The sequence below is a fragment of the Morganella sp. HSTU-ASny43 genome (assembly GCF_022819185.1).
GTDB classification, from domain to species: domain Bacteria; phylum Pseudomonadota; class Gammaproteobacteria; order Enterobacterales; family Enterobacteriaceae; genus Morganella; species Morganella morganii.
This window is the reverse complement of sequence record NZ_WSPG01000009.1, coordinates 52731-78059: the sequence shown is the minus strand read 5'-3', so window position 1 is coordinate 78059 and position 25329 is coordinate 52731. Positions and strand designations below refer to the sequence as shown.

Here is a 25329-nt window from a genome sequence, read left to right as displayed (position 1 = left end):
GATGGATTCGCAACGTAATCTTCTATTCATCGCTTTGCTACTCGTATCCTTCTTTGCATGGCAGACGTGGGAAAGTGATAAGACACAAGCACTTAACGCGGCTACTCAGGCAACGCAGCAGACGACAACGCCAAGTGGTGAAAGCAGCGGGCAGAACAAATATATTACGGTCAAAACAGATGTGCTGTCACTGAACATCAATCTGCGCGGCGGTGATATTGATGAAGCTGACCTTTTGGCTTACCCGGCAACCTTAAAATCCGCAGATCCGTTCCGTTTACTGGAAACAACACCTGAATTTGCCTACCAGGCAATCAGTGGTTTAACCGGTGTGAATGGTCCGGATAACCCGAATAATTACAAAGATCGCCCGCTGTATACCACTGAAAGCGATACATTTGTGCTGGCGGAAGGCCAGGATGAACTGCGTGTTCCTCTGACTTTCGTTCTGGATGGTGTCACGTATGTGAAAACCTATACTCTGAAGCGCAAAGACTATGCCATCAGTGTTGATTACACCATCAAAAACGACACCTCAGCTCCGCTGGAAATGGCGTTTTTCGGTCAGTTAAAACAATCTGTGAATTTACCGGAACGTCTTAACAACGGCAGCAGCAACTTTGCGCTGCATACCTACCGTGGTGCGGCGTACTCGTCTGAAGACACTAACTACAAAAAATACAGCTTCAGTGATATCGAAGATAAACCACTGAACATCAACAGCAATGTTGGCTGGGTAGCGATGTTACAGCAGTATTTTGCGACAGCGTGGGTTCCTGAGAAAGGCACCACCAATAACTTCTATACGCTGTACAGTGCCAAAACCGGCGATGCATTCATCGGCTATAAGAGTGATGCAATCCGTATCGGGGCAAACAGCGAAGCGAAATATAACGCAACACTGTGGGTCGGACCGGAACTGCAGAACGAAATGGAAGCCGTGGCACCGCATCTGGACTTAACCGTTGATTACGGCTGGTTATGGTTCATTTCTCAGCCGCTGTTCAAGTTACTGAAGTTTATCCACAGCTTCATCGGTAACTGGGGCTTCTCCATCATCGTTATCACCTTTATCGTCCGCGGTATCATGTATCCGCTGACCCGTGCGCAATACACCTCAATGGCGAAAATGCGTATGCTTCAGCCGAAGCTGAAAGCAATGCGTGAGCGCATCGGTGATGATAAACAGCGCATGAGTCAGGAAATGATGGCGCTGTACAAAGAAGAGAAAGTGAACCCGCTGGGTGGCTGCTTACCGCTGATCATCCAGATGCCTATCTTCCTGGCACTGTATTACATGCTGATGGGCTCGGTGGAACTGCGTCACGCGCCGTTTATCGGCTGGATCCATGACTTATCCGCACAGGATCCGTACTACATCCTGCCGATTCTGATGGGTGCAACGATGTTCGTGATCCAGAAACTGTCTCCGACAGCGGTCACCGACCCGTTACAGCAGAAGATTTTCACCTTTATGCCGGTGATCTTCACAGTCTTCTTCCTGTGGTTCCCGTCAGGTCTGGTGCTGTACTATATCGTCAGTAACCTGGTGACTATCCTCCAGCAGCAGATTATCTATCGCGGCCTGGAAAAACGCGGTCTTCACAGCCGCGACAAAAAATAAGCCCGTGACCGGCGGGGAATCTCTGCCGGTCTTATAGTATTATTTAAAGGCGGTCATATTGACCGCCTTTATTGTTTATCACACGGTGAGAAAGAGAGACATGGTCATGAATAACGCTGAAATTCAGAGCACCGATACCATTGTGGCACAGGCAACCCCGCCGGGACGCGGCGGAGTCGGTATTTTGCGTGTGTCCGGCCCGCAGGCGGCACAGGTGGCTCAGATTGTACTGGGGAAACTCCCGAAAGCGCGTTATGCCGATTATCTGCCTTTCCGTGATGAAACCGGCAAAGTGCTGGACCAGGGGATTGCAATTTTCTTCCCCGGCCCGAACTCCTTTACCGGTGAGGATGTGCTGGAACTCCAGGGACACGGCGGACCGGTTATCCTCGATTTATTGTTAAAACGTATTCTGCTTATCGATAATATCCGTATCGCCAATCCCGGTGAGTTTTCAGAGCGTGCATTCCTTAATGACAAACTGGATCTGGCACAGGCGGAAGCCATTGCTGACCTGATTGATGCCAGTTCGGAACAGGCGGCCCGTTCGGCGATGAATTCATTACAGGGCGCTTTCTCCGGGGAAGTGCATCAGATGGTGGAAGCACTCACTAACCTGCGGATTTATGTCGAAGCAGCAATCGACTTCCCGGATGAGGAAATTGATTTTCTCTCGGATGGTGTGATTGAAGCCAAACTCGATACCGTTATTGCTGACCTGGAACGGGTTCGTTCTCAGGCGCGTCAGGGCAGCCTGCTGCGTGAAGGGATGAAAGTGGTGATTGCCGGGCGCCCGAATGCCGGAAAATCCAGCCTGCTGAATGCTCTTGCCGGACGCGAAGCTGCGATTGTCACTGATATTGCCGGAACCACCCGTGATGTGCTGCGTGAACATATTCATATCGACGGTATGCCGCTGCATATCATTGATACTGCCGGGCTGCGCGAAGCCGGGGATGAAGTGGAGCGGATTGGTATTGAACGCGCCTGGCAGGAAATTGCACAGGCAGACCGCGTCCTGTTTATGGTGGACGGTACCACGGTGGATGAACAGACCCCGGAGCAAATCTGGCCGGAATTTATGTCCCGCTTACCGGCCGGTATCCCGGTCACCATTATCCGCAATAAAACCGATATCACCGGGGAAACCACCGGCATCACAGAGCGGAACGGCGATACGCTGATTAAACTTTCTGCCCGCGAAGGCCACGGTATTGATTTGCTGCGCGATCACCTGAAAACCACCATGGGATTTGAAGGCAACACTGAAGGCGGATTCCTCGCCCGCCGCCGTCATTTACAGGCACTGAACACTGCGGCAGAGCATCTGATCTCCGGTCACGAGCAGTTAGTGGTTGCCCGCTCCGGCGAATTACTGGCAGAAGAATTGCGTCTCGCCCAGCAGGCACTGAGCGAAATCACCGGTGAATTTACCTCCGACGATCTGCTCGGGCGCATTTTCTCGAGTTTTTGTATCGGGAAGTAAAATAGTAAAACGCATCAAACCAAATCAAAACAACATTATGATTTTAAAATAATTTTGTTTTATTGGGTGGGAAGTGATTTGAAGGGTTTTGTCGATTCTTGCGCCACGTGTGCGCCACAGATAAATTCTGGCGCACATATGGCGCACAAGATGAGAAAAACCTATGAAAATCAGCATACATAAACGAGATCCAGATAAAAATGGCCTGCGAGCTATCAGGCTTGTTTACTATTATGGATCAAAGACCTCGGAAAACGGCTCAAGAGCTCAAAAACGCTCATACGAGACGTTAAATCTGTTCCTCTACAACAAGCCAAAAAACGCAGTTGAGCGTGAGCACAACAAAACCACATTGCAAAAAGCCGAGGCCATTCGTGCCAAACGCCTGCTAGAAATGGAATCTGCTAAACATGGATTGGATGACCGCACCAAACTCAATGCCAGTTTCTTTGACTACTTCGATCAAATAGCAGCAAGTAAAGCATCCGGTAGTAAATCCAATTACTCAATTTGGATTTCAGCGGGCATCCATCTCCACCGTTATCACCGCCACGCAGAACTCACTTTTGAACAGGTAGATAAACACTTTTTGGAAGGGTTTCGCCATTACCTACAGCATGAGGCAATAACAAAATCAGACACTGGCCTATCTAGGAATACCGCCTGTAGCTACTTCAATAAAATCCGGGCTGCGCTCAACCAAGCACAACGAGACCGAATAATCAGAGATAACCCTGTTGAACAAGTCAAATCCATCAAAGCAGAGAGGACACAGCGCACTTACCTCACTCTGGATGAGGTAAAGGCCCTTACCAAGGCAGAATGCCGTTACGATGTGCTACGAAGAGCATTTCTGTTCTCCTGCACTACGGGTCTACGCTGGTCAGACATTCATAAACTGGTGTGGGGTGAAATTGAACTATTTGCTCAAGGGCACTACCGAATCATCTTTTCCCAGATAAAGCTCAAAAACTCGGGCAATGGCCTGCAATATCTCGACTTACCGGATTCAGCAGTACGTTTGCTCAACTTGGAAAACAGGGGAAAACCGACAGAACGGGTTTTTAAGGGCTTACGTTACGACAGCTATAGCAACGTCGCGCTAGTGCAGTGGGCTATACGTGCCGGGATCACCAAACACGTGACCTTTCATGCAGGCCGCCACACCTTTGCAGTGAACCAACTGGCCCGAGGCCTGGACATCTATTCCCTTTCCAGATTGCTTGGCCACAGCGAACTCAGAACGACAGAAATCTACGCAGATATTCTGGAAACCCGCCGCACAGAGGCCATGCGGACTTTTCCGGATATTTTTAAAGAAGAGTCAGACTAAACACCGATAACACGAGGAATTTCGTCAGAAGTAAGTACAGAGTCTTGAAGATAATGTAAATTATTACTTAAGAAATATGCTTGTTCATCAAATAATTGAGAAATAAAATCTGTTTTATCTAATATAGAAACAGAATTATAGTCGAAGGAACCGTTTTTGACTTGTAATGACAGAAAACGGTTCCATTCCAAGCCATTTGAGCAAACGAGATCAAAAATTACCTCACCATTTAACTCTTGACCGAGCAAACAAGTTAATTCATGTTCAATTTCAGATAATGAAGACAAAGGATTCTCGTAGCCAATTGCCGTAACAATAGCTATTGAGTTTAAATCTAAACTTAACCGTCTAATATTAAACATTTTATATACTATATAATTTCTTGATGAGATCCCAAGCTTGAGTAGATTTTGTCATGAGATGGGCAATGTTGCTAATCATTCTACTAGCTTCAACAAGTGCTTCCATATGGAATAAGCCATGACGTTCTCTATTGTAGAAAGTATAGGCTTCACTAATGATTTTTGCGGCTTCAGCATTCGCACACAAAGCTGCACAGTCAGCATTCAAAACATGAACACCTTGGTCTTTTACAAAAAAATCACCAAATCCGTCCTTACCAACTTCGATACCCAAGGCCATGAATTTACTCTTTAAAGCCCCCTCAATTGAACGCAACTCCGGATAAAGCAACATACAGTAGTCAGGCAAATTGGGGGACGCGAGCTTAACACAAAGACCAGAAATGAGCAATTTTTCTACATTAGAGTGCAGTCGTTCGTAAGATTCACCGAGGACTGACTGCAGGTAAGAACGAGCCACTTCTTGCTGAACGATTTCAGCATTGCCATCTTCTTGTCTAATCAGAACCTTTTCTAATCCCTGTAAATCAAGTAGTTCTGATAGGTTGAAAATAAAAACCCTATAGCATGATAGTGGACGACCTTGTATTTGAAGTTTATCCGTTCTGATATGAAGTGTTACAGTAAGTTCATCTTGATATTCTTCAGAACGTATTTTCCATACAGTTTTATGTTCGTCTTGAGCATGCACAACAACTTTGATGTGAGACTCTTCAGCTGCAAACTCTAAAACAGGTAATATAGCAGACTCGGTGAACCCCTCAAGAACCATATTAACTTGTTCAAATTCAGCTGGATTTATTGAACCATAAAGATGATCGGTCATTAATTTACCAATATCATGATTCGCACCAGTCAGATACTGTATAGTTGAAGTGCCATCTTTGTTGAAAAACACATTTACAGTCGCAAATTTGTTGCCTGTGCGTCCAAAAACAATCCTAGTTCCTTTTTGTGTGCCAGGTATTGCTGATATCGACTTAATCGTAAATTGGTGCTCAGTTGCAAAACTCTCCACCAAATTTTTGATCGCCGCACGATCAAGGTTTAAGTTCTTGTAGCTCCGTTCCACAACAATAATTCCTTATAATAATCAAACATTTAAAAGCAACATAAAATTCGAGGTCTGCACCGATTTTAACCACGTTTGCTTAACTTGCCAATTACCGATGTCATCATTAGAAAATACCTGTTACATGTCACAGCTAGAGAACATGACATGTAACGCATCTAATGATTAATTATTACTTTCAGAAGCTTAAATAGCTACTCAATATCTCCGACCATAAAATTTTCGGTTAGCAACTAGATGATCTGCAGCGGCTTTATCAATCTCATATGAAGAAGCAACTCGGTTACTCTGCAACCAAGCCAATATATCGGCTCGCCTGAAGAACACACGGTTACCATTAGGTTTGAAAAATGGGATCTTGCGTTCATGGGTCAACCTGTACAAAGTGCTTTTCTTTAGCCCCGTCAGCTCAGCACATTCCTCAACTGTGAGGATTTCCTTTGTTGTGTCAGGACGTTGCTCGTTTTTGATATGATCGGTAATCAGTTTTTTAAGCAATGACATATCCATCAGCATGCGCTGAAGCATCTCTTTTTCAGTCATGTTGATACTCTCCTACACTGCCAAGTTAAAGTGGGATAAACGGGAAACTGGGAACACTAAGCTAGTCGTCATGTTCAACCCTCTCTAAATCTTCAAGGTGGCGCCTAACTTGGTCTGGTTTGAGCGCAAAAAAACGTTGAAACTCACCATTAATCCGCGTCTTATAGGTTCCCCTGGAGCGCTCGTTCGTTACCAAGCAACCGCGTTGCAGCAAGATTTCCACTTCTCGCATATAGTGGGTGGGAAGCTCAAGTTTTTGCAGGAAATGAGTTTTGTTGATAAGCCACAATTCGCATCCATCCAGTGAACGGCGGTAACCAGGCATTCCCTTACCTGAATCCTGATCAATTTCACCGATATTGCGTTCCCAGTTGCGCATCGCTTTTTCCAATGACCTAAGCAGCCTAAACTCTTCGGAATTCTTAGAGTGCCCACGATTAGCGAGCCACGCACGAAGGACTTTATGTACCGCATCGAGTGACTCTTCCTCAGACCACGGCAAGATGAAATTTCGACTAGCGAGGCATAGTGCAGTACCAATCAGTGCAAATCGTCTAACGACTCGCTGTACTTGAGAGGCCATTGAGTCGCTTGTCCAAGCGTTGCTAAGACGACCTATTTCATAGCTGAGGTAGCGGCTAAGCTCATCATGCAGCCCTGTAAGTAGCGATAACCACTCTCGGATTACTGTGCCATGAAAGCACTGACAAGACATTTTAAGCTCATCAACGAATTGTTGAGCACTCTTACGGCCATGTAATTCATCGAATGCACCATGTATACCAAAAATTGGGATCTCCACCAGTCGTATCTGCTGACCAGCCCTAAGTGGCTTTCCTATCTGCTGAAGTAATTCGGCAATCCAAACTTCCCCGCTACTGAGCACCAGCGTTCGCCATTGTGACGTCGCGGCCAACTCTCCTGACACGTTAGCGCGCAGTTTTCCTGAACCATTCATGATCTGATAAATGGCGGTATCAACATCTTCTGGGCGAGCCAATCCTATCTCATCCAACGTCAGCAGCATGTCGTTATGCTCCGACGAGACAGCAGCTAATCCATTGCTTGTCGAGATCCAGCTACGTCTATAGCTATCGCTGCCATATAAGCTTGCCGCAATCTGCAATAAAGTTGTTTTACCGGCAGAAGAAGCACCAACAAAATGAAAGGCTCCATTTTCCATACCAGAAGGGGCTAGTAATGGTGCTGCCAACCCTGTTCCTATACAGAAAATAGCTAGCGGATTCCCACGGCATAGCTTCCCAACATGGTTTTGCCAATCACTCAAACTCCCTGCTTCCTCTAACAGCTTGGAACTGGACAACTGACCCACAAAATAGTGGGGTTCGTCAGCAGAACCCACAGTCCAACTGCTTGTGGCAAATATGGGCCCATGCCAGCCAGTGCGATTCACCACAGTTGCCGGTGCAGCAAGAGCCATCTGTTCTATTAAATAATGTTGAAGCCGACTCCAACTTGATTGGCCTGGGGTTAATGGATACCCAGTATCGACCAGCATATCCCTGATCTGGCGGGCGTTATCACTATTCAGGTCTCTGGCATACACAACTTCACGTAACCTAACCCCATCAAAATTTTGCCATTCCAGCAGCGCTCCATGCCCATGTCGTTTGTCAGTTAAACGAGTGCGAGCCAATACCTGCATCCAACCACCTATTCGCTGCCAGCGGTCAGCTGACAAGCAATAGATCCCATCATCCTGCAACTTATTTTGCATCACTTCCCCCTTTTATAAATCACTCAACCATGTAGCAATATCGCTGTACCTAAACCGCACAGAGCGGCCATTGGGATTGGGTTTTATTGGAGGAGGAAAGCGTCCATCTCGCACGTAGCGACGAAGTGTCGCTTGTGACGTTTGCAAAACGTCACACACTTCTGCATAAGTTAGTAACCGTTCTTCTTTAGGTTGGTTATTACCCTTCATGATAACTCCTGTTTATTATCTAGCTTGCGGGAGCAATCATCCCGAAAAAGGCTAATTAAACAGACCGCTGGAACTGCCCTTTTGGGGAACGTCAATAATAAATTTCAAAGCATTGATATTTAATGATATTTATTCAACATATAGATTAAAAATAGCCTCTGAAGAGCAAAAATCTAAGCCATTGATGAGTTGGCCGACATTACCGTATCAATTTATGCGCCAGTGAATAACCAGAGAAAACTTTCACATGTGAAAGTTTAGAGACCTGGCGATTTACAACTCTTAAAGCCATGTCCCCCATTAAAAATGGAATCGTTTAGCTCAGGTCTTTTATTGGCGATAAAGCTTGTATGGAATAAATCGTCCAAGGTCCCCCATCAGATAGTTATTGGAAAGGAATTGGTAGGGTCTTTTGGCTAAGGCGTCACAACAAAAGACCCGTGTGCCCCAAAAGGGCACGAAGGCAGGCGATGAATTAACTCATGAGACAATAGACTCACTCTGTATTCAACATACAGTGGATTATGTCATGATCAAAAATTATTCATTTTTAGAACAACAAATTGTTGCATTTGGTGCCGCACTAAATAGGGGAAATCAACCGCAATCAGAGTATATAGAAGCCTTCTCAAAATCATTTAAAGGACTAGAAACACAAATTAATATTTGGGAAACCTTTATTGCCAATAGCACAAACGTTAATCAAGACGATGCTATGCTTTTTTCATTATCAGTTTCAGAGCAATATCTACGCTACACCCATAAATCGATCGAAATAGAGCAAATACGCTACTACTACATAGCACAAAAAATTGCAGACTTGTTCTGGCAGCACAACCGAGAGCATAGAGGGAAAAACTCACCAGGTTATCCGGGTCATTTTGGTTGTCGTGTAAGGCTAAGAAACAAAAAACTCGAAATTTTTTGGGTTTATAACCAGTTTAAGCCTAAAAAGAATTCTGATGGATTCCAGGTAATCAGCCATTATCTTCCGCGAGATGGGCATTTCCGATACCCCAAAACTACGTTTACCCGAGCACAAGACTGGGAAAAACCTGTGATTGAGGCAGTTGAGGACGCTTTTGCCATCATCCGCAGAGCCAACTCAAATCTAATGCGGGTTAGACAACTGTGCCGTTGGAATGACACCAATCTATTCAAAATGACAGGCGATATCGACGATTTTAAGATGGATAATCCTTTATAGTTATGATCTTACAACACAGCCCTCAACTCATTAGAGATCAGGGCTGCACTATATCGGCTATTTATCTTTTTTGAGTATGGCCTTGAGTGCTGCAATATTAGCCCGCGCGCCTTCGGCTTCTTTTAAACGACGGCGCTGCTGGGCAAAGAGGTCAAACTCCAATTTCGCTTTATCATCAGCGTCTTTCTTGGAGATTTTTCCAGCTCCGCTTAGTACGTCCCGATCATTAAAACTTAAAAACTGGTCAAGCTTATCGGCCCAGTCCTGTAAGAATACCTGCTTGCGACGCAGCGCTTGATCTTCGGCAAAGTCGAGCCACATATTGACGATGCGATTAAGCTCTTTGATTTCATCTTCACGCAGATAGTTCTTGGCAACAGTAACGTCAGTCTTGCGCACTTCATCGCCTTTATAGCTGGTTAAGCCCATATCCGGCTTACTGGCATCCACACGGCTGGCGATAAGCTCAGCAGCCGTCATATGCGTACAAGCATAATGCAGCTTGTTCTGAATGGTTTGGAAGAAGCGGTTGGTCTCTTGGTTAGATGGCTCGTAATCAGCAGCCATGGTAAAGATTTCTTTCACCCGCAGATAAACGCGACGCTCACTAGCTCGGATATCGCGAATGCGTTCCAGCATCTCGTCAAAGTAGTCAGGCACCGCAGAGTGACCAACGGGCGGATTTTTTAACCGCTCGTCATCCATGGCAAATCCCTTGATCAGATATTCTTTCAGGATTTGCGTTGCCCATTGACGGAACTGTGTACCACGTTGCGAACGAACTCTGTAGCCTACAGACAAAATTGCATCGAGATTGTAGTGGTCGATCTCGCGAGATACTTGGCGAGTACCTTCCAATCGAACTATCCGGAATTTCCGGATGGTTGCGTTTTGTACAAGCTCACCCTCGTTGTAGATATTGATTAAATGCTCATTAATTGTACGGACGTCCTTATCATAAAGCTCTGCCATTGCAGCCTGAGAAAGCCACAAAGTGTCCGACTCAAAGCGGCACTCTACGCGGGTTTGACCATCAGCACTGGTGAAAAGAACAAACTCGCCTTGAGGAGCTTGGGGGATATTATCTGTCATGCAATCAACCTTTTTGCTTACATAGAGGGGAGTCCAAGCTTGTCAAAGAATGCACGGTTACGTTCCTTTGCGGCCCTCACAAGCTGATTAAAACTTATGACCTCGATATAAGCTTTGTAATTGGGGTTGTACCCGAAGAATCCCATGCCATCCGCAGTCATGGTTAAACTAAAGTTTTTGCAGCGCGTTACCATTGTTGAGGTCAGGTCGCACACAATATAGCAGTATGCGGGGATATCATGATTTCTAGGGATAAGTAGTCCTGATTTTGTTTTCGCTTGCCCCTCACGAATTCTCTCTACATAACCGAGGGCTTGAGCTATTGGGTCTTTATCTTCACCTTCCCGCATATCGTTGCGCATTGGACGTTTGATCTCAACCACAGAGATAGATGCTAAGGGAAAGCTATTTTGGTCATTAACCAGCAGCGGGTTATCGAACATTCTTAGGCTGAGTAAATCCGGTTCCTTTGTCGAATCATTACCAGTAATAGGCATCGCATTCAGCGTTTTGTCGGAAGCCAAATAGTTGTGAAAAGCCAAACGTTCATCGATCAACCAAAGGTTGCAAGAATCCAGTAAAACCTCACTGGAATCTTTACGCATCGGCATGATTAACTCATGAATCATATCCTCACGAGCATACTTGCCATCATCCAGTCGCTCGATGGATTTTTGCAGCAGATCAATAATGACCTTTCGATGTGATACGTAATTAGCGAGGTCTGATTTTTTCAGATCTTCAGCTTTTCGCAGATATTCACTCAGCCGTTCCTTATACTCCTCTACATGCTCCTCATTTTGAGGTTGCATGATGTCATGACCCTCACTTACTAACTGTCGCTCGACCTCATACCACTGGGCATGTAGATGTAACTCTAAGTCTTTGTCCGACTTTTCTGGGTCAACAATGAGCTGTTCTTCTGCAACATAGTGAGCAATAGGCCGGTATCGGGGTGCATGGCTATTAATAAAATCATCTACGCGTTTACGACCGGCTGAGACATTTTCTGCCAAAACATCTTGCAGATATTCTTTCGTGCGTGCGAGCACTGCATCGCGAATATCTTTAAAGCTTACTTCGTTGAGCATGTCTTCTACGTTTTCGGCAATATCAAAAGAGGTACGCTCGCTGCGAACACGCTCATCTAGGTAGCCTGAAGACACGTAACAGGTATAGGTAAATTCCCCAGATTCGTCAGATATTTTGCCGTACAAGCCGGGAATTTTTCCTTGAATGGATTCTTCTTTAACCAAACGATTTGCGGCGCACAAGGCTAACTGATGCTTTTTATTTACTGATGCTCGAAACTTGATGTGAGTAAGATCGAATGAGAAGTCACCTATGGTAATCGTTTCAGGAAACGAACTCGCGTGCATATGCTCTGTAAGCAAGTCATCAAGATCGAATACTTCATCTGCATCCTCTACCAGTATCTTGGGAGCGCTGCCTTGACGAACAAAGTACCAGAGCACATGTTCAAGTAGCTGATTAGCCACTGTTAGCCCTTTGGTTGGTACCTGCTTTCGATAACTTTCATCAAATCCCACCAGTTTGATTTGAGTACCTGGTTGCTGTTCGGTAGCTACCTGAACATTTTCACTGTGAACACCTGATTTATCGTTAAAGCGAAATACACGTTTTTTAAGCTGGCCATCCCCATCGATAAAATGGCTTTCCACCTCAACTAGGTCAAATACCTTCAACCACATCAAACGACCAACACCACGGCAGCCTTTATCCATTTTGTGGTCGGAATCCAGTGTTTCAAATGATTTAAAGTTGGTTTCATCAAAACCACAACCATTATCAGTTATGGTGAAACCCAAAATAGGTGGTAGCGATTTGGCATCGAAATCTAAACTCTCCTGAGTCGCGCGATTGATCCGAAGAACAACCTTACCGTTATCGCTATTCCCTTTTTCTTCAATCGAGTGAATAGAGTTTACAACCGCCTCAAAAACAGGCATCAGGCCGTGACTCTTAGGTAAAGAAGTGTTGCGTAAGCGACCTTTGAGATTGGTTTGTAAACTCATACTCCCACCTTAGAGCTCGCCTTTAAAGGCGGAATCGAGAATTGATGCTTTTAATGAACGCATTAATTCTACTTTTTCATTTAATTCAGCTTTTACTTTGTTTCTGAAATTCGAAACTTCATCGATCTTTCGGCAAATTGTTTCTTGTAGCTGTTTGTTGGGCGCACAAAACGAAAGTGCTTTAATACCTTTCTGGTTGATGATGGGTAATGTCGCGGTTGATGCGTTTGTCAGAATTTCTGGTTTAATAAACCGAAACCAGTAATACGCATATCTCGGAATTATGGCACTGTTAAATTTCATACCGGTTATTTGCTGGTTAGAACTGGCATCTTGCTCTAAATAACCGATCTTACCGATGGTCGCGCCAATGGCGACGAGCATGATCGTACCAGCATCAAACTTACGAGCTTTGCCTGCATCAAATGCTTTTTGACTGAGTTTTTTATTGGAATCAAACAGAATATCGTGATCACCAAAGTCAGAAGGCGCAAACCAATTAATGTCACCATTTTCGTAAAATTCAGGTTGCTTTGTTGGCGGTGTTGTCCCCGTCTGGATCTGCTCAATATGCTTTTCGACCGTAGATAGACCAGCCAACTCAATTGCTTGCATCATTTGCTCGTTTATCGTGCTTGCATACAACGCATCAGCCAGTGTGACGCTCTGCTGCAAATGCTCGATGGCGGTATCGATGCGGGTTAGCAGTGCATCGAGTTTTTCGACGATGCGTTTTTGTTCCGGCAAGCTTGGAAGAGGAATGTTCAACTCTTCAACCATAGCTTTAGTTAGGGCCTGTCTAGTAGCACCGCCAGCCCCCTGCCATAGCAGTTGTGCCTTAAATTTTGGGTTTACGATCAAATAGTTCAGGAATTTACTATCGACATACTCCGTTGGTCTAATAATTGCGACATGCTGATTTACACGTGCAGGCAAGAACTCATTAGGAACAATACAGCATCTTGCAATTGATGCCCCTGTAATATTGAGTAGTACGTCTCCACTCTCCACGACTACATTTTTGAGGCCATTAGCTTGCTCATCATCAATAAATGCAAGCTTTTCCTCTTTAAAGAAACAGTCGTGAACATTTAGGCTTCTAATTAGCGAAATACCGCTAGATTTATAAGCTTTTTCGCCTCCCTTCGGAGTTGCCCCACTTCCAATCTTGGTTGTGAGATCTTTCAACTTGTGCCACTCCCACCCATCCGGCAATTTATATAAAACCTGTTCCATGGTTATTTCTCCGCCAACAGGTCTTCAATTTCATCCAACAGCCCAGATACCAGTTTTTCCTTGGTGCGGATTTGCTTAAGAATATCGCTGGGCGCTAAATGCTCGGCATCTTTTTGCTTGGCTGGGTTTTTGGCAGATAGATCATAGTCTTCAGCTAATTTACTGGCTGAAACTGTCCAGGAACGTTCGGTAGTTTCGCGGCTGCTATACAGATCAACAAACTCTTTTAAGTGATCGTCGGTGATGGGTTTGTTTTTGGTGAGTTTTTGCTCGGGTTCACATTCGTAGTACCACACATCGCTGGTGCCACCGCTGCGCTCAAAAAACAGCACGTTGGTTTTAACACCCGAATAAGGCAAAAATACCCCTGCAGGCAGGCTTAAAATGGTGTGCAGGTTAAAGTTTTCCAGCAGCTCCTGTTTGACTTGCTTAAAGGCGCTGTTGGTTTGGAACAGTACGCCTTCTGGCACTACGATCGCTGCTTTACCGCCACTTTTTAGTGTTTTCATAAAGTGCTGTAAAAACAGCAATTCAGTCGCGTTACTCTGGATAGGGAAGTTTTGCTGAATCTGCGATTTCTCTTTACCACCAAATGGCGGATTGGCCAAAATAATGTCGTAACGGTCTTTTTCCTGAATATCGCGGATATTTTGGGTGAGCGTATTACCCCTGAACAGGTTTGGGGATTCGATGCCATGCAAAATCATGTTCATCATACCCATCACGTACGCCAGCGAGGTTTTCTCGAAACCAAAGAAGGTATCACGCTGGATAAAATCCCACTGCTCGGTAGAGAGTTGGTTCTTTTTCCCCTTTAAATGCTCAAAGGCTTCCACTAAAAATCCGCACGAGCCAGCCGCTGCATCGTAAATGGTTTGCCCGGCTTGCGGGTCAATGGCCTTAATCATGGCACGTACCACCGGACGCGGTGTGTAAAATTCGCCCGCATAACCACCTGCATCGCCCATGTTTTGCAATAAGCCTTCATAGACAAGCGAGAGTTCAAACATTTCATCACTGGATTGGAAATTCAGTGTGTCGATAATATCCAACACTTCACGCAATGTATGGCCAGAAGCTACCTTGTTGTCTAAATACTGGAAAATGGCACCAATTTTATAGGCAAAGGATTTTGGGTCTGCTCCTGCACCAGTGATAGCCGAATTGGCAAAGCTTTTTAAGTAAGGGAATAACTCGTTATTAACGTAATCAGTTAAGTCATCGCCCGTGCGAACTTGGTTTATATCTAGCTTACCATCGGCATTTTTTGGGCATGCCCAATTTGACCAACGATGTTCTTCATCCAATATGGGTAGATAGTCTTTCCCTGACAGTACCGCTTCATCTTCTTTTTCAGATTCAAAATCATCCAAAAACTTTAAGAACAGTACCCACGAGGTTTGCTCGGTATAGTGCATAGCACCACTAATGCCATCGTCGCGGCGCAGTATGTCGGTAATTCGGTCAATCTTTTGTTGTAATGACATGGCTTATAGTTTTCCGATAATAAAATTGTACATATTGGTGATGTCTTCGCTGATTTCTGCGGGCGGAATCAGGTCGATATAGACTTGGAGTTTTGCAGGGTCTAAGCCTTCGCCATCGGTGTTAATCAGCGGGTTGATAATGTCTTTGACGTTCATCCTACGAATATCGTCGTTATCACCAGGATTATTGGACTGAAGGTGATTGCGCTGCGCAATATCACCATTGTTTATTTGGCCAAGCAGATTGTGGTGCGCCAATGCGGTGTATGAGAGCAAATAGTTTTTGATTTCACGGCGTTTCCAAGCCAATAGATATGGCGATACGTTGGTGCCACGAGGCCATTGAATGGCATTTAGCAACTCACGGTACACTTGTCCGTTCACTTGAACTCCATTGGCAGCATTCCAGTCCAATGCCGCCTCGTCTCGATCACAAATTAGGAAAATCTGTGTTGTTACAAGTGGTGATTCAATCTTGCTTAAGCCATGTAACCAATCTATTTTACCCTTGCCAAAGGTTTCGTTAGCAGTAGCGTAGCTGGACGACTTTTTCATGGCATGCACAGTGGCTAGACGGTTTATATCTAGCCCTGCACGTGCCGCAAGTTTGGTAAAAATAATCCAATCGTTGTAGTCATCTAATAAGGCGATGTTAGGCAGCTTGCCACACACCTCAAATTCAACGGATTTGGCACGAGAAAGTACACTGAGTCGGCTGATTAGTTGCTTGATCTTGTTGTCTTCGTTAATTCGGCCGTGCTCCACCACTTTCAGATGTTCTATGCGGTTTTCTTTTGCAGAAATAGAATCCAACAGGTGTGTAGTAGTAATCGCATGGCCTTGTATGCTGTGTAATAGAGACCATAGTTTCTCTACGTTTTTGTAGTGCAGGTGCGAATCTGCTTCATCAAACAGGAATAAAGTATTCGGCGCATCAAAAAGGTCTATCAACGCGTATAGAAAGAGCAGTTGGTATTCACCATCGCTTAACTGGTCAAGCTCTATTCCATCTTTAAAAACGAGTTTGTAGCCGTGTTTATCTATGAAGTAATTGTTATCCGCCGCTTGGGTAAAAAAACTCACTTCAGGATCAAACGCAATATTTTGAGCCTGAGCATTTGCTTCACCAGCTTCGATACCTTCTTCACCTGCTTGTGGCTGTCTTGGGTAATCGAATGAAACATCGATCAATCGGCTTGCTGGTATTTCAATAGTTCGCTTACGTAGCGGTTGCTCAAACTCATAGTCATTTGAGACAAATGTGTTGATAAAGCTATCTAACGAACGGAAATAGGGCGTATTTCGTAGCGTATCAACCTCACCACTTTCTTCACGCTTCAGAGCGTCTTGAACTCGATTGACATAATTTTTATCAATCTTGAATGCGCATTTTAAGCACGTAGTTTGGTCATCACCTGCAAATGCCGACTCAGTAACGTAACCTCTTTCGCGCAAAAAAGAGCGAACTTTGCCACTACGTTTAGTCGCCGTTGCGAGGAAAATGAGTAATTTTGACCAGGGCTTGTCAAAGTAAAGGCACTCTAACCCCAACCCTCTGCCCGCTTGACGCTCGCGTTTTAAGTAAATACCAAACTTTGCAGAGTAATTTTCATTCTGGCCTGAAGAAAAGCACACCACATTTAGGTGGTGATGTGCGAGTTTGTTTAACCGCTCTTCAAATACTGACTGTAAGATACTGGATTTACCGCTGCCGTTTTCACCAATCAAGGTCGCTACCTTGTTGATATGTAGAGTCTGCGGCTGGTCGTACAGCGGGTTAGGTGCGAGTGTTAATTCCATTTCAGTTCACGTGATAAAGCTGTTGTTGTAATTGTTTAAATGCCGCCAGCAAATAGGCTGGTTTTCCACCGAATGCTGTTGAGGCATCTTTGACAGTACCCAACCCTGATAGCTCGATAAGCGCTGGCAAGCGCTCGCGTGATAACTCCGTACTGCCAGTTTGCTCATACCGGTTAAGCACAAAGTGCAAAAACTGCTGTGCCTTTTCTTGTTGGTACTGATTAAAGAAGGTGCTGTTAGTACGTACTTGATCGGCACGAGCTTTACGGGTTGCCATTGGCTGTTCAAAGGCTAAAAAAGCCAGCAGATCGAAGATATCGCACTCTTCTGCTTCAAACATGCGTCGCAGTGTGGCGAGTTGTTCTTTATCAAAACCAGCTTGTACAAGTTTACCGAGCAAGGTTTCGCGCTCATCTGGGTCTGACCATATCCGCCGCAATTCCTCAACTGATTTAAACAACCCTGGTAATTGGGTGATCAAACGCTCAACAAATTCTTGCACAGTGAGAGGTTTGCCGTTTTCATCGATATAACGAGTTTCAACGTCAATGACTTTCAGTTCACGGTGTTTGCCTAGCTTTACTTTCAACCGAGGTTTTGGCTCACCCGGTTCAGGTTCTGGGCCATCTGTTCCTCCGGGTGGTTCTGGTGTGTATGGCGGTGGTTTAGGCTCCCCTGTGCCACCGGGCTCTGGTGCTTCAGGTTCACCATCCCAATCTTTGTCATAAAACTTATTGGTTGCACCGCGAAAATCGACAATGGTGAAATAGTCTTTGCCATCAAAAACACGGGTTCCGCGACCGACAATTTGTTTAAACTCCACCATGGAGCCAACGGTTCTATCCAGCACTACGTTACGTACATTACGGGCATCTACCCCCGTGGTTAACATTTGCGATGAGGTAATGATGGTGGGGATGTCTTTGTCGTTATCTTGGAATTTTTCCAGCAGCTCGCGGCCAACTTTACCTTCGTCACTGGTTACACGCACACAGTAATGCGGATCTTTCAGCTTTTTATGTTTGTTGATCATGTCACGCATGGTCAGTGCATGATTTTGGTTTTCGCAAAAGACGATGGTTTTTTCTAGTGGATTGATATTGTCCAAAATGGCTTTTGCGACCAGCTCGGTACGTTCATCAACAATGATCTTCTTGTCGTAATCTTCTACCTGATAGACGTCTTGCCCAGACTCTCCTTCGATCACTTGGTCATCTTTGGTCAGCACGAGCTCGTCTAAGTTGGTACGTACCCGCTTAACACGATATGGCGTTAAGAAGCCATCATTAATACCTGCTTTTAGAGAATATTCAAAAGCTGGTTGTCCAAAATAATCATAAGTATCAATATTATCTTCTCGTTTGGGTGTAGCAGTTAAACCAATGTGAACAGCACTTCCAAAGTGGTCCAGAATTGCACGCCATGAACCAGTGTCATTGGCGCTACCTCGGTGACACTCATCAATCATTACTAAATCAAAAAAGTCGGTTGGATAAGACTTGTAATACCCTTCAATATTTTCTTTTTCTCTATCCGTTCGATCTGCGATAGCTTGATAAATTGCAAAAAAGATATGAGCATTCGTCGGCACAACACCATTACGCTTTCGAACCTCCTCCCCATTAATTTTAATAAGATCTTTTTCGTACGGATTAAATGTATTGATAGCTTGATCTGCCAAAATATTGCGATCAGCTAAAAACAAGATTCGAGGCCTACGTGTACCCGGAGATTCTTTGTTCCAACGGGACTGGAACAGTTTATGGACGATTTGAAAGGCAATAAATGTTTTACCTGTACCAGTAGCCAGCGTTAACAACACTCGTGGCTTACCTTTACCAATAGCATCTGTGGCGGCATGTACCGCTAATTCTTGGTAATAACGCGGCTGCATAGCTCCTTCTAGATGAAAGGGCACATTACGAAGCTGCTGGCCTAGATCTGAATTAACACCCGCGTAGCGGTTTTCTAGTTCTTGTGGCGTTGGGTAAAACTCGATGTAGTCACCTTTACCGGTTTCTAAATCGAACTCATAGGTTTGTTTGCCGTTACTTGAATAAACAAAGCGAACGAGTAGCTTCTTGGCATAGTCGATGGCTTGTTGGAGGCCTTTGGTTGGATACTCAGATTCTTTTTTTGCTTCTACAACAGCAAGATAACGGTTGTCTTTATGAAGTAGATAATCAACAAAACAGCGACGCCCACGGACACCACCGGCAAGCTTACGGCCATCGGTAAAGTAATGCTCCCGAATGATGTTGCCCGGTTGCCAATGTGCAGCTTTTAACGCTGGGTCAATGTAGTTTGCTCTGGTATCTGCTTCTGACGACATGTCATCGCTCCTTGATGCTTTTTAGCTTTGGCTATTGCTTGGCACTTTTTCCAATATGTCGCTCAATGAACAGTTAAATAAATCACATAGCTTATCGAGCGCTTCTAAATCCACCTTGAGCGCGGTTTCTTTGTAAAGTAGCGTCACGGTGGTACGGCTGAGGCCAGTTTCTCGCATCACGTCGCTAATGCGCATTTTTTGTTCACCCATTAAGCGGGCAAGGTGGCAGCGGATCATGCTTTCTCCACGGTGTTTTAACTATAAACTCTGGGTGTTATCACTGTTGCATACCCTATCACTATTATGATTTTTCTCAACTTATTTGAGTTGAAACCAAATTTTTAGAGAAGTGAGAACAGATTGTCAATGTGAGGAAGTTAGATTGCCGTAATCAAGAAAATGATACGGCAGAAAGTCGTGGAATTACTGCTCTGTACTACCGATATTCTTCGAGATAGTTGCAATCAGGTGCCGTGAACATCCCAACATGTCCTGAATGTCACTATAGCTATGCCCAGTCTTCAATAGACTGGCTATGTGCTGATGTCGTTTAAGGTCTGGCTGACGTCCATTGTATTTTCCATCAGCTTTAGCCTTTGCGATTCCCTGAGACTGACGTCTGCGCCGGTCATCATAATCTTTACGGGCAACCGCCGCGAGCATGTCCAACATCATGGCATTCACCGCTTGTAAAATCGCACCGGTAAAGTCAGTTTCGCTATGTTGTTGCAAAGCCAGCCAACTGGTAGGAAGTTCTGGTGAAACAATGGCTAAGTGTTTGCTGGCCAACTTTTGTTTCAACGTATCCCAATCACTTTGCTTAAGCCGCGCCAGACGGTCGATTTGTTCAACCAGCACAATGTCACCCTCGCCTGACTCGGCAATCAAACGCATCAACTCAGGTCGGTGCAATGTAGCACCGGAAACATTCTCTATATAAAAGGCAGCGATTCGCTGGCCATGCTGAGCAGCAAACTGAATGAGTGATTCGCGTGCCCGTTCAGCATTTTGTTCTTTGGTTGATGCACGAAGGTAAGCTCGAATGAACATCTAGGTCTCCACAGTCTGTTATAAGTGGTGCTTTATCTCTGGTCTGGTTTAGGTGGTTCTGTTGGTAGTAAAACCAGTCTGATGGCTAGTTCCGTTGATGTGTACTCAAAAGGAACCAGCTAAGGACCAAAAATCAATCATCAAACCTAATATGGTTTCGGTAGTCGTAATCAAAGCTATCAGGAATGCCAATACCAGTACCTAAATGCCCGCGTTTATCTATATCTATTGAGGTGTAATCACCATAGAACTCTGAATCGTACTTACGACTTTTCACCCTTTTACGATTCTTTATTGGGTAATTACTATCTAAATCAATTGGATATTTAAAAATTGCAACCACTATATATCCAATCCAAAGCGCTAAAGACATTTGCCAACACAAATAAGTAAGTGCACACCAAAATGGAACGGCTAGCCACCATTTGCGTTGGATAAATGTGAAAGCTTTAAAACACCAAATAGCTAATGGCAAACCTGCAAGCAAGAATCCCCATCCAGAGTCTTGAGTCAGCATCAATCCGAATAGCAGAACACCAAGCAACATTATATTTACTAAATCATTTTTGAGATTTTGACTCATGTTTTCCCTCCCACTCTTCAGCTTGAGGTTTGCTTTGGCCTGACAATTTCTGGTTGGCCCTATAGCTGTAAAGACACCAGAAGGTGACCAAACTAAAAAATAGGAATAGCCCAAGCATTCCCCACTCAAATGCAGTCATAGCAACCTCCGTTCACTCGAGTATCCAGTCCTTGCACACTGAATAACTTGGAAAACATAAAATCAGTCATTTCATCGAGTTCAGATGGTTCGAATTCGGGCACGGTAAGGGGCATACCGAAATACTGAAGGTTCCGGTAGGATGATGGCTCGAAAATGCCTTGCGGATAACGGTCGAACGTGTTGAAAGCCTGATTCAGTCTAAGATCAACAGTCCAACCACCTGAAAGCTCAATCCAGCTATGGGGATAGACTAATTCTCCCGTGCTCTTGCATTTGACACATCCAACTCTAGGCTGATGAAACACCGAATTTCTCGTCAATAGATGACTGATCAGGTAAGTAAGAATTATGGGATCCGTTTGGACTTCATCCATCGCCAAAACAATATTGTCTAGATCCTGATATTCACTTTTCATAATGCAGGCTCCTTAAACAGCAGTTGTTCCCCTTGCTCATACAACACTGGATATGGGAGAGATTGGCCATTCTTCACCACATGGTTTGGTGGAAAATAGATCACCATCCACGATGGCAATGCAGCACTGACGGCTCTATAAAACTCATCAATTGGAAAATCTTGTGATCCTGACTGACGGAACACAAAGCGAGAATAGTTCTTCAGGTGATTAGCGGCGATGTTATAGCTTTCGGACTCTCCATCTTTAATGTAGAGCGGACTCTTCCAGAGATAAGGAGTAGTAATGTTGTAAGCAACCACACATTGACCAATACCGCATCCATGCTCAGCGCTTTCAACAGACCAAAGAATCATGGGATGACCATCAATTTCTGGCGTTTCTACATTACTCAGTTTAGTGACATTCAATGCCATATCATCGGCCACATGCTGGATAGCCTGATCGACAAGATGCACATATTTCTCATAAGCCTGAGATTCTGAGGTAGCAGCAGATGCGGGCATCCATCCCATTAGACTTGGTCTAGCCGAGGGATTGTCTGGTGCCATCATTATATCGGTAGCGTTAAACGCGAACGTCTGCGTACCAGAAAGACGCCGAAGCGGATCATCAAATGAAGTAGTTAGCCTAGCGAGATCAAGCAATGGAACCAACATCCCCTTGCTATAAGAGTGGGTACCATCGTGGGAATCTCTCAAATCCAAATCGTAGATGCCCCCGGCTCGCGCTAAATTCAAAGCCCGAGATTCGTCTTGAGCATAATGACGAGGTCCAGCTGCACAACCTGACAAGGACACACATAAAGCAATTAATGATAAAGACGGGTATTTTTTCATGATTACCTCCTGCTTTATAAAGATTCGCATGGAGGAAGAAAAACGCAAGAGGATTTACTATTTTATTATTTAAAATCAATAGTTTGCACTAATAGAACAAACTTCAAAATGAGTAACAATAAAGATAATAATTTTGTCCCACTTTCCCAGATATCCCACTTTAAAAATGCTGCAAATCGCCTAGAATGGGTTCTTCCATGGCAAAACCTAACAAAAGGTTGCACTCCATATGTGCGCCAATAGCTTTCTAACACTTTGAGTGGTTTTACATTTTTAGTTTCTGTATTGGGAAGTAAGCTGACAAACCCTAACACTGATTCGGTTTAACGACAGCCACATTCACTGCCTGTGTCTTACGCCGGGCAGGTAGTGTAATACAGACCAGACAGGTGAAAATCAGTGCGACTCCGGCCCAGCCGGCGGTGGTGAGTTGTTCGCCGACAATAATGGCGGCGAGTGCGGCGGCGACAACCGGTTCCAGCAGTGTAATTGTGGTGGCGGTACTGGCGGGAATACGTGCCAGTGCATAACCGAAACAGACATAGCCCAGAAACATCGGTACACAAGCCATGTAAATGCCGACTGCGGCGTTCTGCCACGAATCCAGGAATGGTGCGCCGTAAAGTGCTAATACTGGCATCAGCAGTAATCCCCCGATCCCGAAAATACCGCCCATAGCTGCCCGTGACGGAATGTTGCGCTGCATCAGGCGGCGCGCGGCCCAGGAATAAAGCGCATAAGTAAAGGCGGCGAGTAATCCCAGTATGACACCTGTCAGTGTGGCGGATGCATCCGCTGCAGCAATCTGTTCCGTGCCGCCGGAAAGGGAAAGAAGCGCAATACCTGTCAGGCCGAGTACTGCACCGCTCAACCAGCGCAGTGTCATGCGGGCTCCGTCCATGATAATTTCAATAATTGCCGATAAAACCGGTGCCGTTCCGATCGATACTACGGTGCCGATAGTCACCCCGGCCAGTCGCATTGAGCCGTAAAAGGCGAGCGGATATACGGCAACAGCAACGGCACCCAATAACAGCAAATGCCATTGCTGCCGGAAAGTGCCGAGGCTGCGGCGGATCGGTGTGATGGCAATCGCGGCCTGGAGCAACCCGCCGAAACCCATGGCGGCAGCACCGATAGCAACAGGACTGACATCCGGTGCGAAGGTGGCAGAAACCCCGGTGGTTCCCCATAAGAAGGAGGCCAGGATAATGACGGCAATTCCGGCAAAGTGGCCTTTGGGTGTCTGGATCACAGCGCCTCCAGCATGGTTTTTGCCATGGCGGCAGCCTGTAATACCCGTGCCCCGTGCTCTTCCAGCCCGGCGAGTACAATCGCACCTTCCAGTAAGAACGCCAGGTGTGCGGTCAGTTGCTCTGCTTTCGCGGTGTCTTCCGGCAGCAACTGATAAAGGTTCTTGCGGATAATATCAGCTACTTCAGATTTGTGAGCACACACTTCGCGACGTTCCTCACTGCCGGCCGGAAACTCAGCGGCTGCGTTCAGCAGGCCGCATCCCCGGAATCCCCGTTCATAGGCAAACTCAGCATGGTCGTGATAAGCATCAAATACCGCCAGGATCCGCTGTACCGGGGTTGTTGCCTGTTGCAGACGGACATCATATAACGCCAGCCATTCTTCATGCCGCAGCCGGATGTAAGTGGTCACCAACTCAGCTTTGGAGCTAAAATTGTTATACAGACTTTTTTTGGCGACACCGGCCTTTTTGGTGATCGTATCAATACCGGTTGCCGCAATGCCCTCGTTGTAAAACAAGATGCCTGCGGCTTCCAGTAAACGGTCTCTGGCACTGAGCCGGGTCTGTGTTGCGTCGGTGTCCTTCATCCGGAAAATCTCTTGTGTTTAATTAATAGGTAGACCAGTATACCTATTAGCTCTGTGTGCACAAGAAATAATCACTGTCGTGAATACACTCAGCCGTTAAAAACCCTTGTTCAGCTGAAAACGTAATGAGAATGTCACCCTCCGTTTTGCACCTGGTGGCGGCGTACCGACAGCAGCAACCCTGATGACAGCATCCATTGCGGCGTTATCCAGTAATTCATAACCGGAAGAGCGGGTAACGACCGGTGCAAAAGGTTTGCCGTTATCGTCGAGAGAAAAGGAAATGGTGCTGATCCCCCGCTGCCCGGCGCTGCGGGCCCGGCGGGGGTAATGTTTTTGCTCCTCAATTTTTTGCCGCAGCAGGTTAAAGTAATCCTCCTGTGCTTTCCGGTTATCGGCTCCTGCGGTGGCAGAATTTGTCGGGGATACTGCCTGTCCGCCGGACTGCTGCTGTGTGGTTTTATCCTCTCCGGTATCTGCGGTGGTTGCTGTGGTAACCGGTTCTGATTTCTCCGCCTTTTTGTTCACCGCTTTTACTGCCGGTTTTGCTGATGGCGGTTTGGTTGTTTTCTCCGGTGTTTTCCGGCGGGCGGTTGCCAGTTCTGCCTGAGACGGTGATTCCTGTGGTGGTGGTAATTGTTCCGCTTCCGGCTCTGTTTCCTGATATACAGGTGTTGCATTCATCTGAATGGCAACGGAAACCGCTGGTGTTTGTCCCCGGTTATCAATCTGATGCTGTTGCGGGGTGGTCACCGGGGGGCTGCCCGTGATGAGCAGCCCGGCGACGGAGAAACACACACCGATCGCAGCAACAGAAACCATCTGCTGCCACGTTCCGGTTCTTTCCCGGGAAAACAGGAAAGGCGGATGCGGTAATGCTATTGCGCCGTACATAAA

Annotated in this window: 23 protein-coding genes; 4 read left to right on the top strand and 19 right to left on the bottom strand. The window is 45.6% G+C overall.

Going from position 1 to position 25329, the window contains the following annotated elements:
* Nucleotide 1 precedes the first annotated feature (1 nt).
* The 3 genes from yidC to GN208_RS06905 all read left to right on the top strand — a co-directional run bounded on the left by yidC (nt 2) and on the right by GN208_RS06905 (nt 4443).
* Nucleotides 2-1624, top strand: coding sequence for a membrane protein insertase YidC (gene yidC / locus GN208_RS06915; RefSeq protein WP_015422369.1), 1623 nt, complete (start codon nt 2-4; stop codon nt 1622-1624).
* Between the two features lie 121 nt (nt 1625-1745).
* The gene (gene mnmE / locus GN208_RS06910) at nt 1746-3110 is read left to right on the top strand and encodes a tRNA uridine-5-carboxymethylaminomethyl(34) synthesis GTPase MnmE (protein ID WP_024473709.1); all 1365 of its coding nucleotides are present in this window, start codon (nt 1746-1748) and stop codon (nt 3108-3110) included.
* A gap of 163 nt (nt 3111-3273) precedes the next feature.
* Nucleotides 3274-4443: a site-specific integrase gene (locus tag GN208_RS06905; protein ID WP_175233749.1), complete on the top strand. Its 1170-nt coding sequence runs from the start codon at nt 3274-3276 to the stop codon at nt 4441-4443.
* Here the strand turns inward: GN208_RS06905 and GN208_RS06900 are convergent.
* The 5 genes from GN208_RS06900 to GN208_RS06880 form a co-directional block, all read right to left on the bottom strand.
* Nucleotides 4440-4805, bottom strand: coding sequence for a type II toxin-antitoxin system RnlB family antitoxin (locus tag GN208_RS06900; RefSeq protein WP_129979813.1), 366 nt, complete (start codon nt 4803-4805; stop codon nt 4440-4442). The two genes, GN208_RS06905 and GN208_RS06900, sit on opposite strands and share 4 nt — an antisense overlap.
* Before the next feature lies 1 nt (nt 4806).
* A complete protein-coding gene (locus GN208_RS06895; RefSeq protein ID WP_129979812.1) occupies nt 4807-5877 on the bottom strand; it encodes a type II toxin-antitoxin system RnlA family toxin in 1071 nt (356 codons plus the stop codon).
* A 198-nt stretch (nt 5878-6075) separates the two neighbouring features.
* On the bottom strand, nt 6076-6420 hold the full coding sequence (locus tag GN208_RS06890) for a helix-turn-helix domain-containing protein (protein ID WP_115983839.1): 345 nt from the start codon (nt 6418-6420) through the stop codon (nt 6076-6078).
* A gap of 61 nt (nt 6421-6481) precedes the next feature.
* Nucleotides 6482-8158, bottom strand: a complete 1677-nt coding sequence (locus GN208_RS06885; RefSeq protein WP_175233747.1) for a DUF927 domain-containing protein — start codon at nt 8156-8158, stop codon at nt 6482-6484.
* Between the two features lie 12 nt (nt 8159-8170).
* Nucleotides 8171-8368: a helix-turn-helix domain-containing protein gene (locus tag GN208_RS06880; protein ID WP_175233746.1), complete on the bottom strand. Its 198-nt coding sequence runs from the start codon at nt 8366-8368 to the stop codon at nt 8171-8173.
* Between the two features lie 412 nt (nt 8369-8780).
* Between GN208_RS06880 and mobI the strand changes: the two genes are divergently transcribed.
* A complete protein-coding gene (gene mobI / locus GN208_RS06875; protein WP_175233745.1) occupies nt 8781-9575 on the top strand; it encodes a conjugative transfer protein MobI(A/C) in 795 nt (264 codons plus the stop codon).
* 57 nt (nt 9576-9632) lie between these two features.
* Here mobI and GN208_RS06870 read toward each other — a convergent pair whose 3' ends face one another.
* From GN208_RS06870 to GN208_RS06805, 14 genes are all read right to left on the bottom strand, one after another.
* Nucleotides 9633-10667 carry a virulence RhuM family protein gene (locus GN208_RS06870; protein ID WP_175233744.1) on the bottom strand — a complete coding sequence of 345 codons (1035 nt, stop codon included), beginning with the start codon at nt 10665-10667 and terminating at the stop codon, nt 9633-9635.
* 17 nt (nt 10668-10684) lie between these two features.
* On the bottom strand, nt 10685-12703 hold the full coding sequence (locus GN208_RS06865) for an ATP-binding protein (protein ID WP_231402270.1): 2019 nt from the start codon (nt 12701-12703) through the stop codon (nt 10685-10687).
* Between the two features lie 9 nt (nt 12704-12712).
* Nucleotides 12713-13939: a restriction endonuclease subunit S gene (locus GN208_RS06860; protein ID WP_196982670.1), complete on the bottom strand. Its 1227-nt coding sequence runs from the start codon at nt 13937-13939 to the stop codon at nt 12713-12715.
* A gap of 2 nt (nt 13940-13941) precedes the next feature.
* The gene (locus GN208_RS06855; RefSeq protein WP_196982671.1) at nt 13942-15426 is read right to left on the bottom strand and encodes a type I restriction-modification system subunit M; all 1485 of its coding nucleotides are present in this window, start codon (nt 15424-15426) and stop codon (nt 13942-13944) included.
* Nucleotides 15427-15429: 3 nt separating this feature from the next.
* Nucleotides 15430-17226, bottom strand: a complete 1797-nt coding sequence (locus GN208_RS06850) for an AAA family ATPase (protein ID WP_175233740.1) — start codon at nt 17224-17226, stop codon at nt 15430-15432.
* A 1-nt stretch (nt 17227) separates the two neighbouring features.
* A complete protein-coding gene (locus GN208_RS06845) occupies nt 17228-19558 on the bottom strand; it encodes a DEAD/DEAH box helicase family protein (RefSeq protein ID WP_175233739.1) in 2331 nt (776 codons plus the stop codon).
* Between the two features lie 21 nt (nt 19559-19579).
* On the bottom strand, nt 19580-19795 hold the full coding sequence (locus GN208_RS06840; RefSeq protein WP_110775826.1) for a helix-turn-helix transcriptional regulator: 216 nt from the start codon (nt 19793-19795) through the stop codon (nt 19580-19582).
* Nucleotides 19796-19981: 186 nt separating this feature from the next.
* Nucleotides 19982-20608, bottom strand: coding sequence for a recombinase family protein (locus GN208_RS06835; protein ID WP_175233738.1), 627 nt, complete (start codon nt 20606-20608; stop codon nt 19982-19984).
* 133 nt (nt 20609-20741) lie between these two features.
* Nucleotides 20742-21191 (bottom strand): hypothetical protein, encoded by a 450-nt coding sequence (locus tag GN208_RS06830; RefSeq protein ID WP_243828319.1) that lies wholly within the window; start codon nt 21189-21191, stop codon nt 20742-20744.
* 125 nt (nt 21192-21316) lie between these two features.
* Nucleotides 21317-21748 carry a hypothetical protein gene (locus GN208_RS06825; protein ID WP_000834463.1) on the bottom strand — a complete coding sequence of 144 codons (432 nt, stop codon included), beginning with the start codon at nt 21746-21748 and terminating at the stop codon, nt 21317-21319.
* Nucleotides 21745-22587, bottom strand: a complete 843-nt coding sequence (locus tag GN208_RS06820; protein ID WP_001971006.1) for a hypothetical protein — start codon at nt 22585-22587, stop codon at nt 21745-21747. Before GN208_RS06820 ends, GN208_RS06825 begins: the two co-directional genes overlap by 4 nt.
* Before the next feature lie 307 nt (nt 22588-22894).
* Entirely contained in the window at nt 22895-23842 is a 948-nt protein-coding gene (locus GN208_RS06815) for an EamA family transporter (RefSeq protein WP_015422370.1), read from the bottom strand.
* The gene (locus tag GN208_RS06810) at nt 23839-24432 is read right to left on the bottom strand and encodes a TetR/AcrR family transcriptional regulator (protein ID WP_004236707.1); all 594 of its coding nucleotides are present in this window, start codon (nt 24430-24432) and stop codon (nt 23839-23841) included. Before GN208_RS06810 ends, GN208_RS06815 begins: the two co-directional genes overlap by 4 nt.
* Nucleotides 24433-24528: 96 nt before the next feature.
* On the bottom strand, nt 24529-25326 hold the full coding sequence (locus GN208_RS06805; RefSeq protein WP_004236706.1) for an energy transducer TonB: 798 nt from the start codon (nt 25324-25326) through the stop codon (nt 24529-24531).
* Nucleotides 25327-25329 lie beyond the last annotated feature (3 nt).

Bases quoted from the DNA above. Each gene is read 5' to 3' on its own strand.
- GN208_RS06890 (WP_115983839.1), bottom strand. From the start codon at position 6,420: ATGACTGAAAAAGAGATGCTTCAGCGCATGCTGATGGATATGTCATTG.
- GN208_RS06885 (WP_175233747.1), bottom strand. From the start codon at position 8,158: ATGCAAAATAAGTTGCAGGATGATGGGATCTATTGCTTGTCAGCTGAC.
- GN208_RS06835 (WP_175233738.1), bottom strand. From the start codon at position 20,608: ATGTTCATTCGAGCTTACCTTCGTGCATCAACCAAAGAACAAAATGCT.
- GN208_RS06880 (WP_175233746.1), bottom strand. From the start codon at position 8,368: ATGAAGGGTAATAACCAACCTAAAGAAGAACGGTTACTAACTTATGCA.
- GN208_RS06855 (WP_196982671.1), bottom strand. From the start codon at position 15,426: ATGTCATTACAACAAAAGATTGACCGAATTACCGACATACTGCGCCGC.
- GN208_RS06810 (WP_004236707.1), bottom strand. From the start codon at position 24,432: ATGAAGGACACCGACGCAACACAGACCCGGCTCAGTGCCAGAGACCGT.
- GN208_RS06905 (WP_175233749.1), top strand. From the start codon at position 3,274: ATGAAAATCAGCATACATAAACGAGATCCAGATAAAAATGGCCTGCGA.
- yidC (WP_015422369.1), top strand. From the start codon at position 2: ATGGATTCGCAACGTAATCTTCTATTCATCGCTTTGCTACTCGTATCC.
- GN208_RS06825 (WP_000834463.1), bottom strand. From the start codon at position 21,748: ATGAAAAGTGAATATCAGGATCTAGACAATATTGTTTTGGCGATGGAT.
- GN208_RS06865 (WP_231402270.1), bottom strand. From the start codon at position 12,703: ATGAGTTTACAAACCAATCTCAAAGGTCGCTTACGCAACACTTCTTTA.
- GN208_RS06830 (WP_243828319.1), bottom strand. From the start codon at position 21,191: ATGAGTCAAAATCTCAAAAATGATTTAGTAAATATAATGTTGCTTGGT.
- GN208_RS06900 (WP_129979813.1), bottom strand. From the start codon at position 4,805: ATGTTTAATATTAGACGGTTAAGTTTAGATTTAAACTCAATAGCTATT.
- GN208_RS06860 (WP_196982670.1), bottom strand. From the start codon at position 13,939: ATGGAACAGGTTTTATATAAATTGCCGGATGGGTGGGAGTGGCACAAG.
- GN208_RS06805 (WP_004236706.1), bottom strand. From the start codon at position 25,326: ATGTACGGCGCAATAGCATTACCGCATCCGCCTTTCCTGTTTTCCCGG.
- GN208_RS06845 (WP_175233739.1), bottom strand. From the start codon at position 19,558: ATGTCGTCAGAAGCAGATACCAGAGCAAACTACATTGACCCAGCGTTA.
- GN208_RS06840 (WP_110775826.1), bottom strand. From the start codon at position 19,795: ATGATCCGCTGCCACCTTGCCCGCTTAATGGGTGAACAAAAAATGCGC.
- GN208_RS06850 (WP_175233740.1), bottom strand. From the start codon at position 17,226: ATGGAATTAACACTCGCACCTAACCCGCTGTACGACCAGCCGCAGACT.
- GN208_RS06870 (WP_175233744.1), bottom strand. From the start codon at position 10,667: ATGACAGATAATATCCCCCAAGCTCCTCAAGGCGAGTTTGTTCTTTTC.
- GN208_RS06820 (WP_001971006.1), bottom strand. From the start codon at position 22,587: ATGAAAAAATACCCGTCTTTATCATTAATTGCTTTATGTGTGTCCTTG.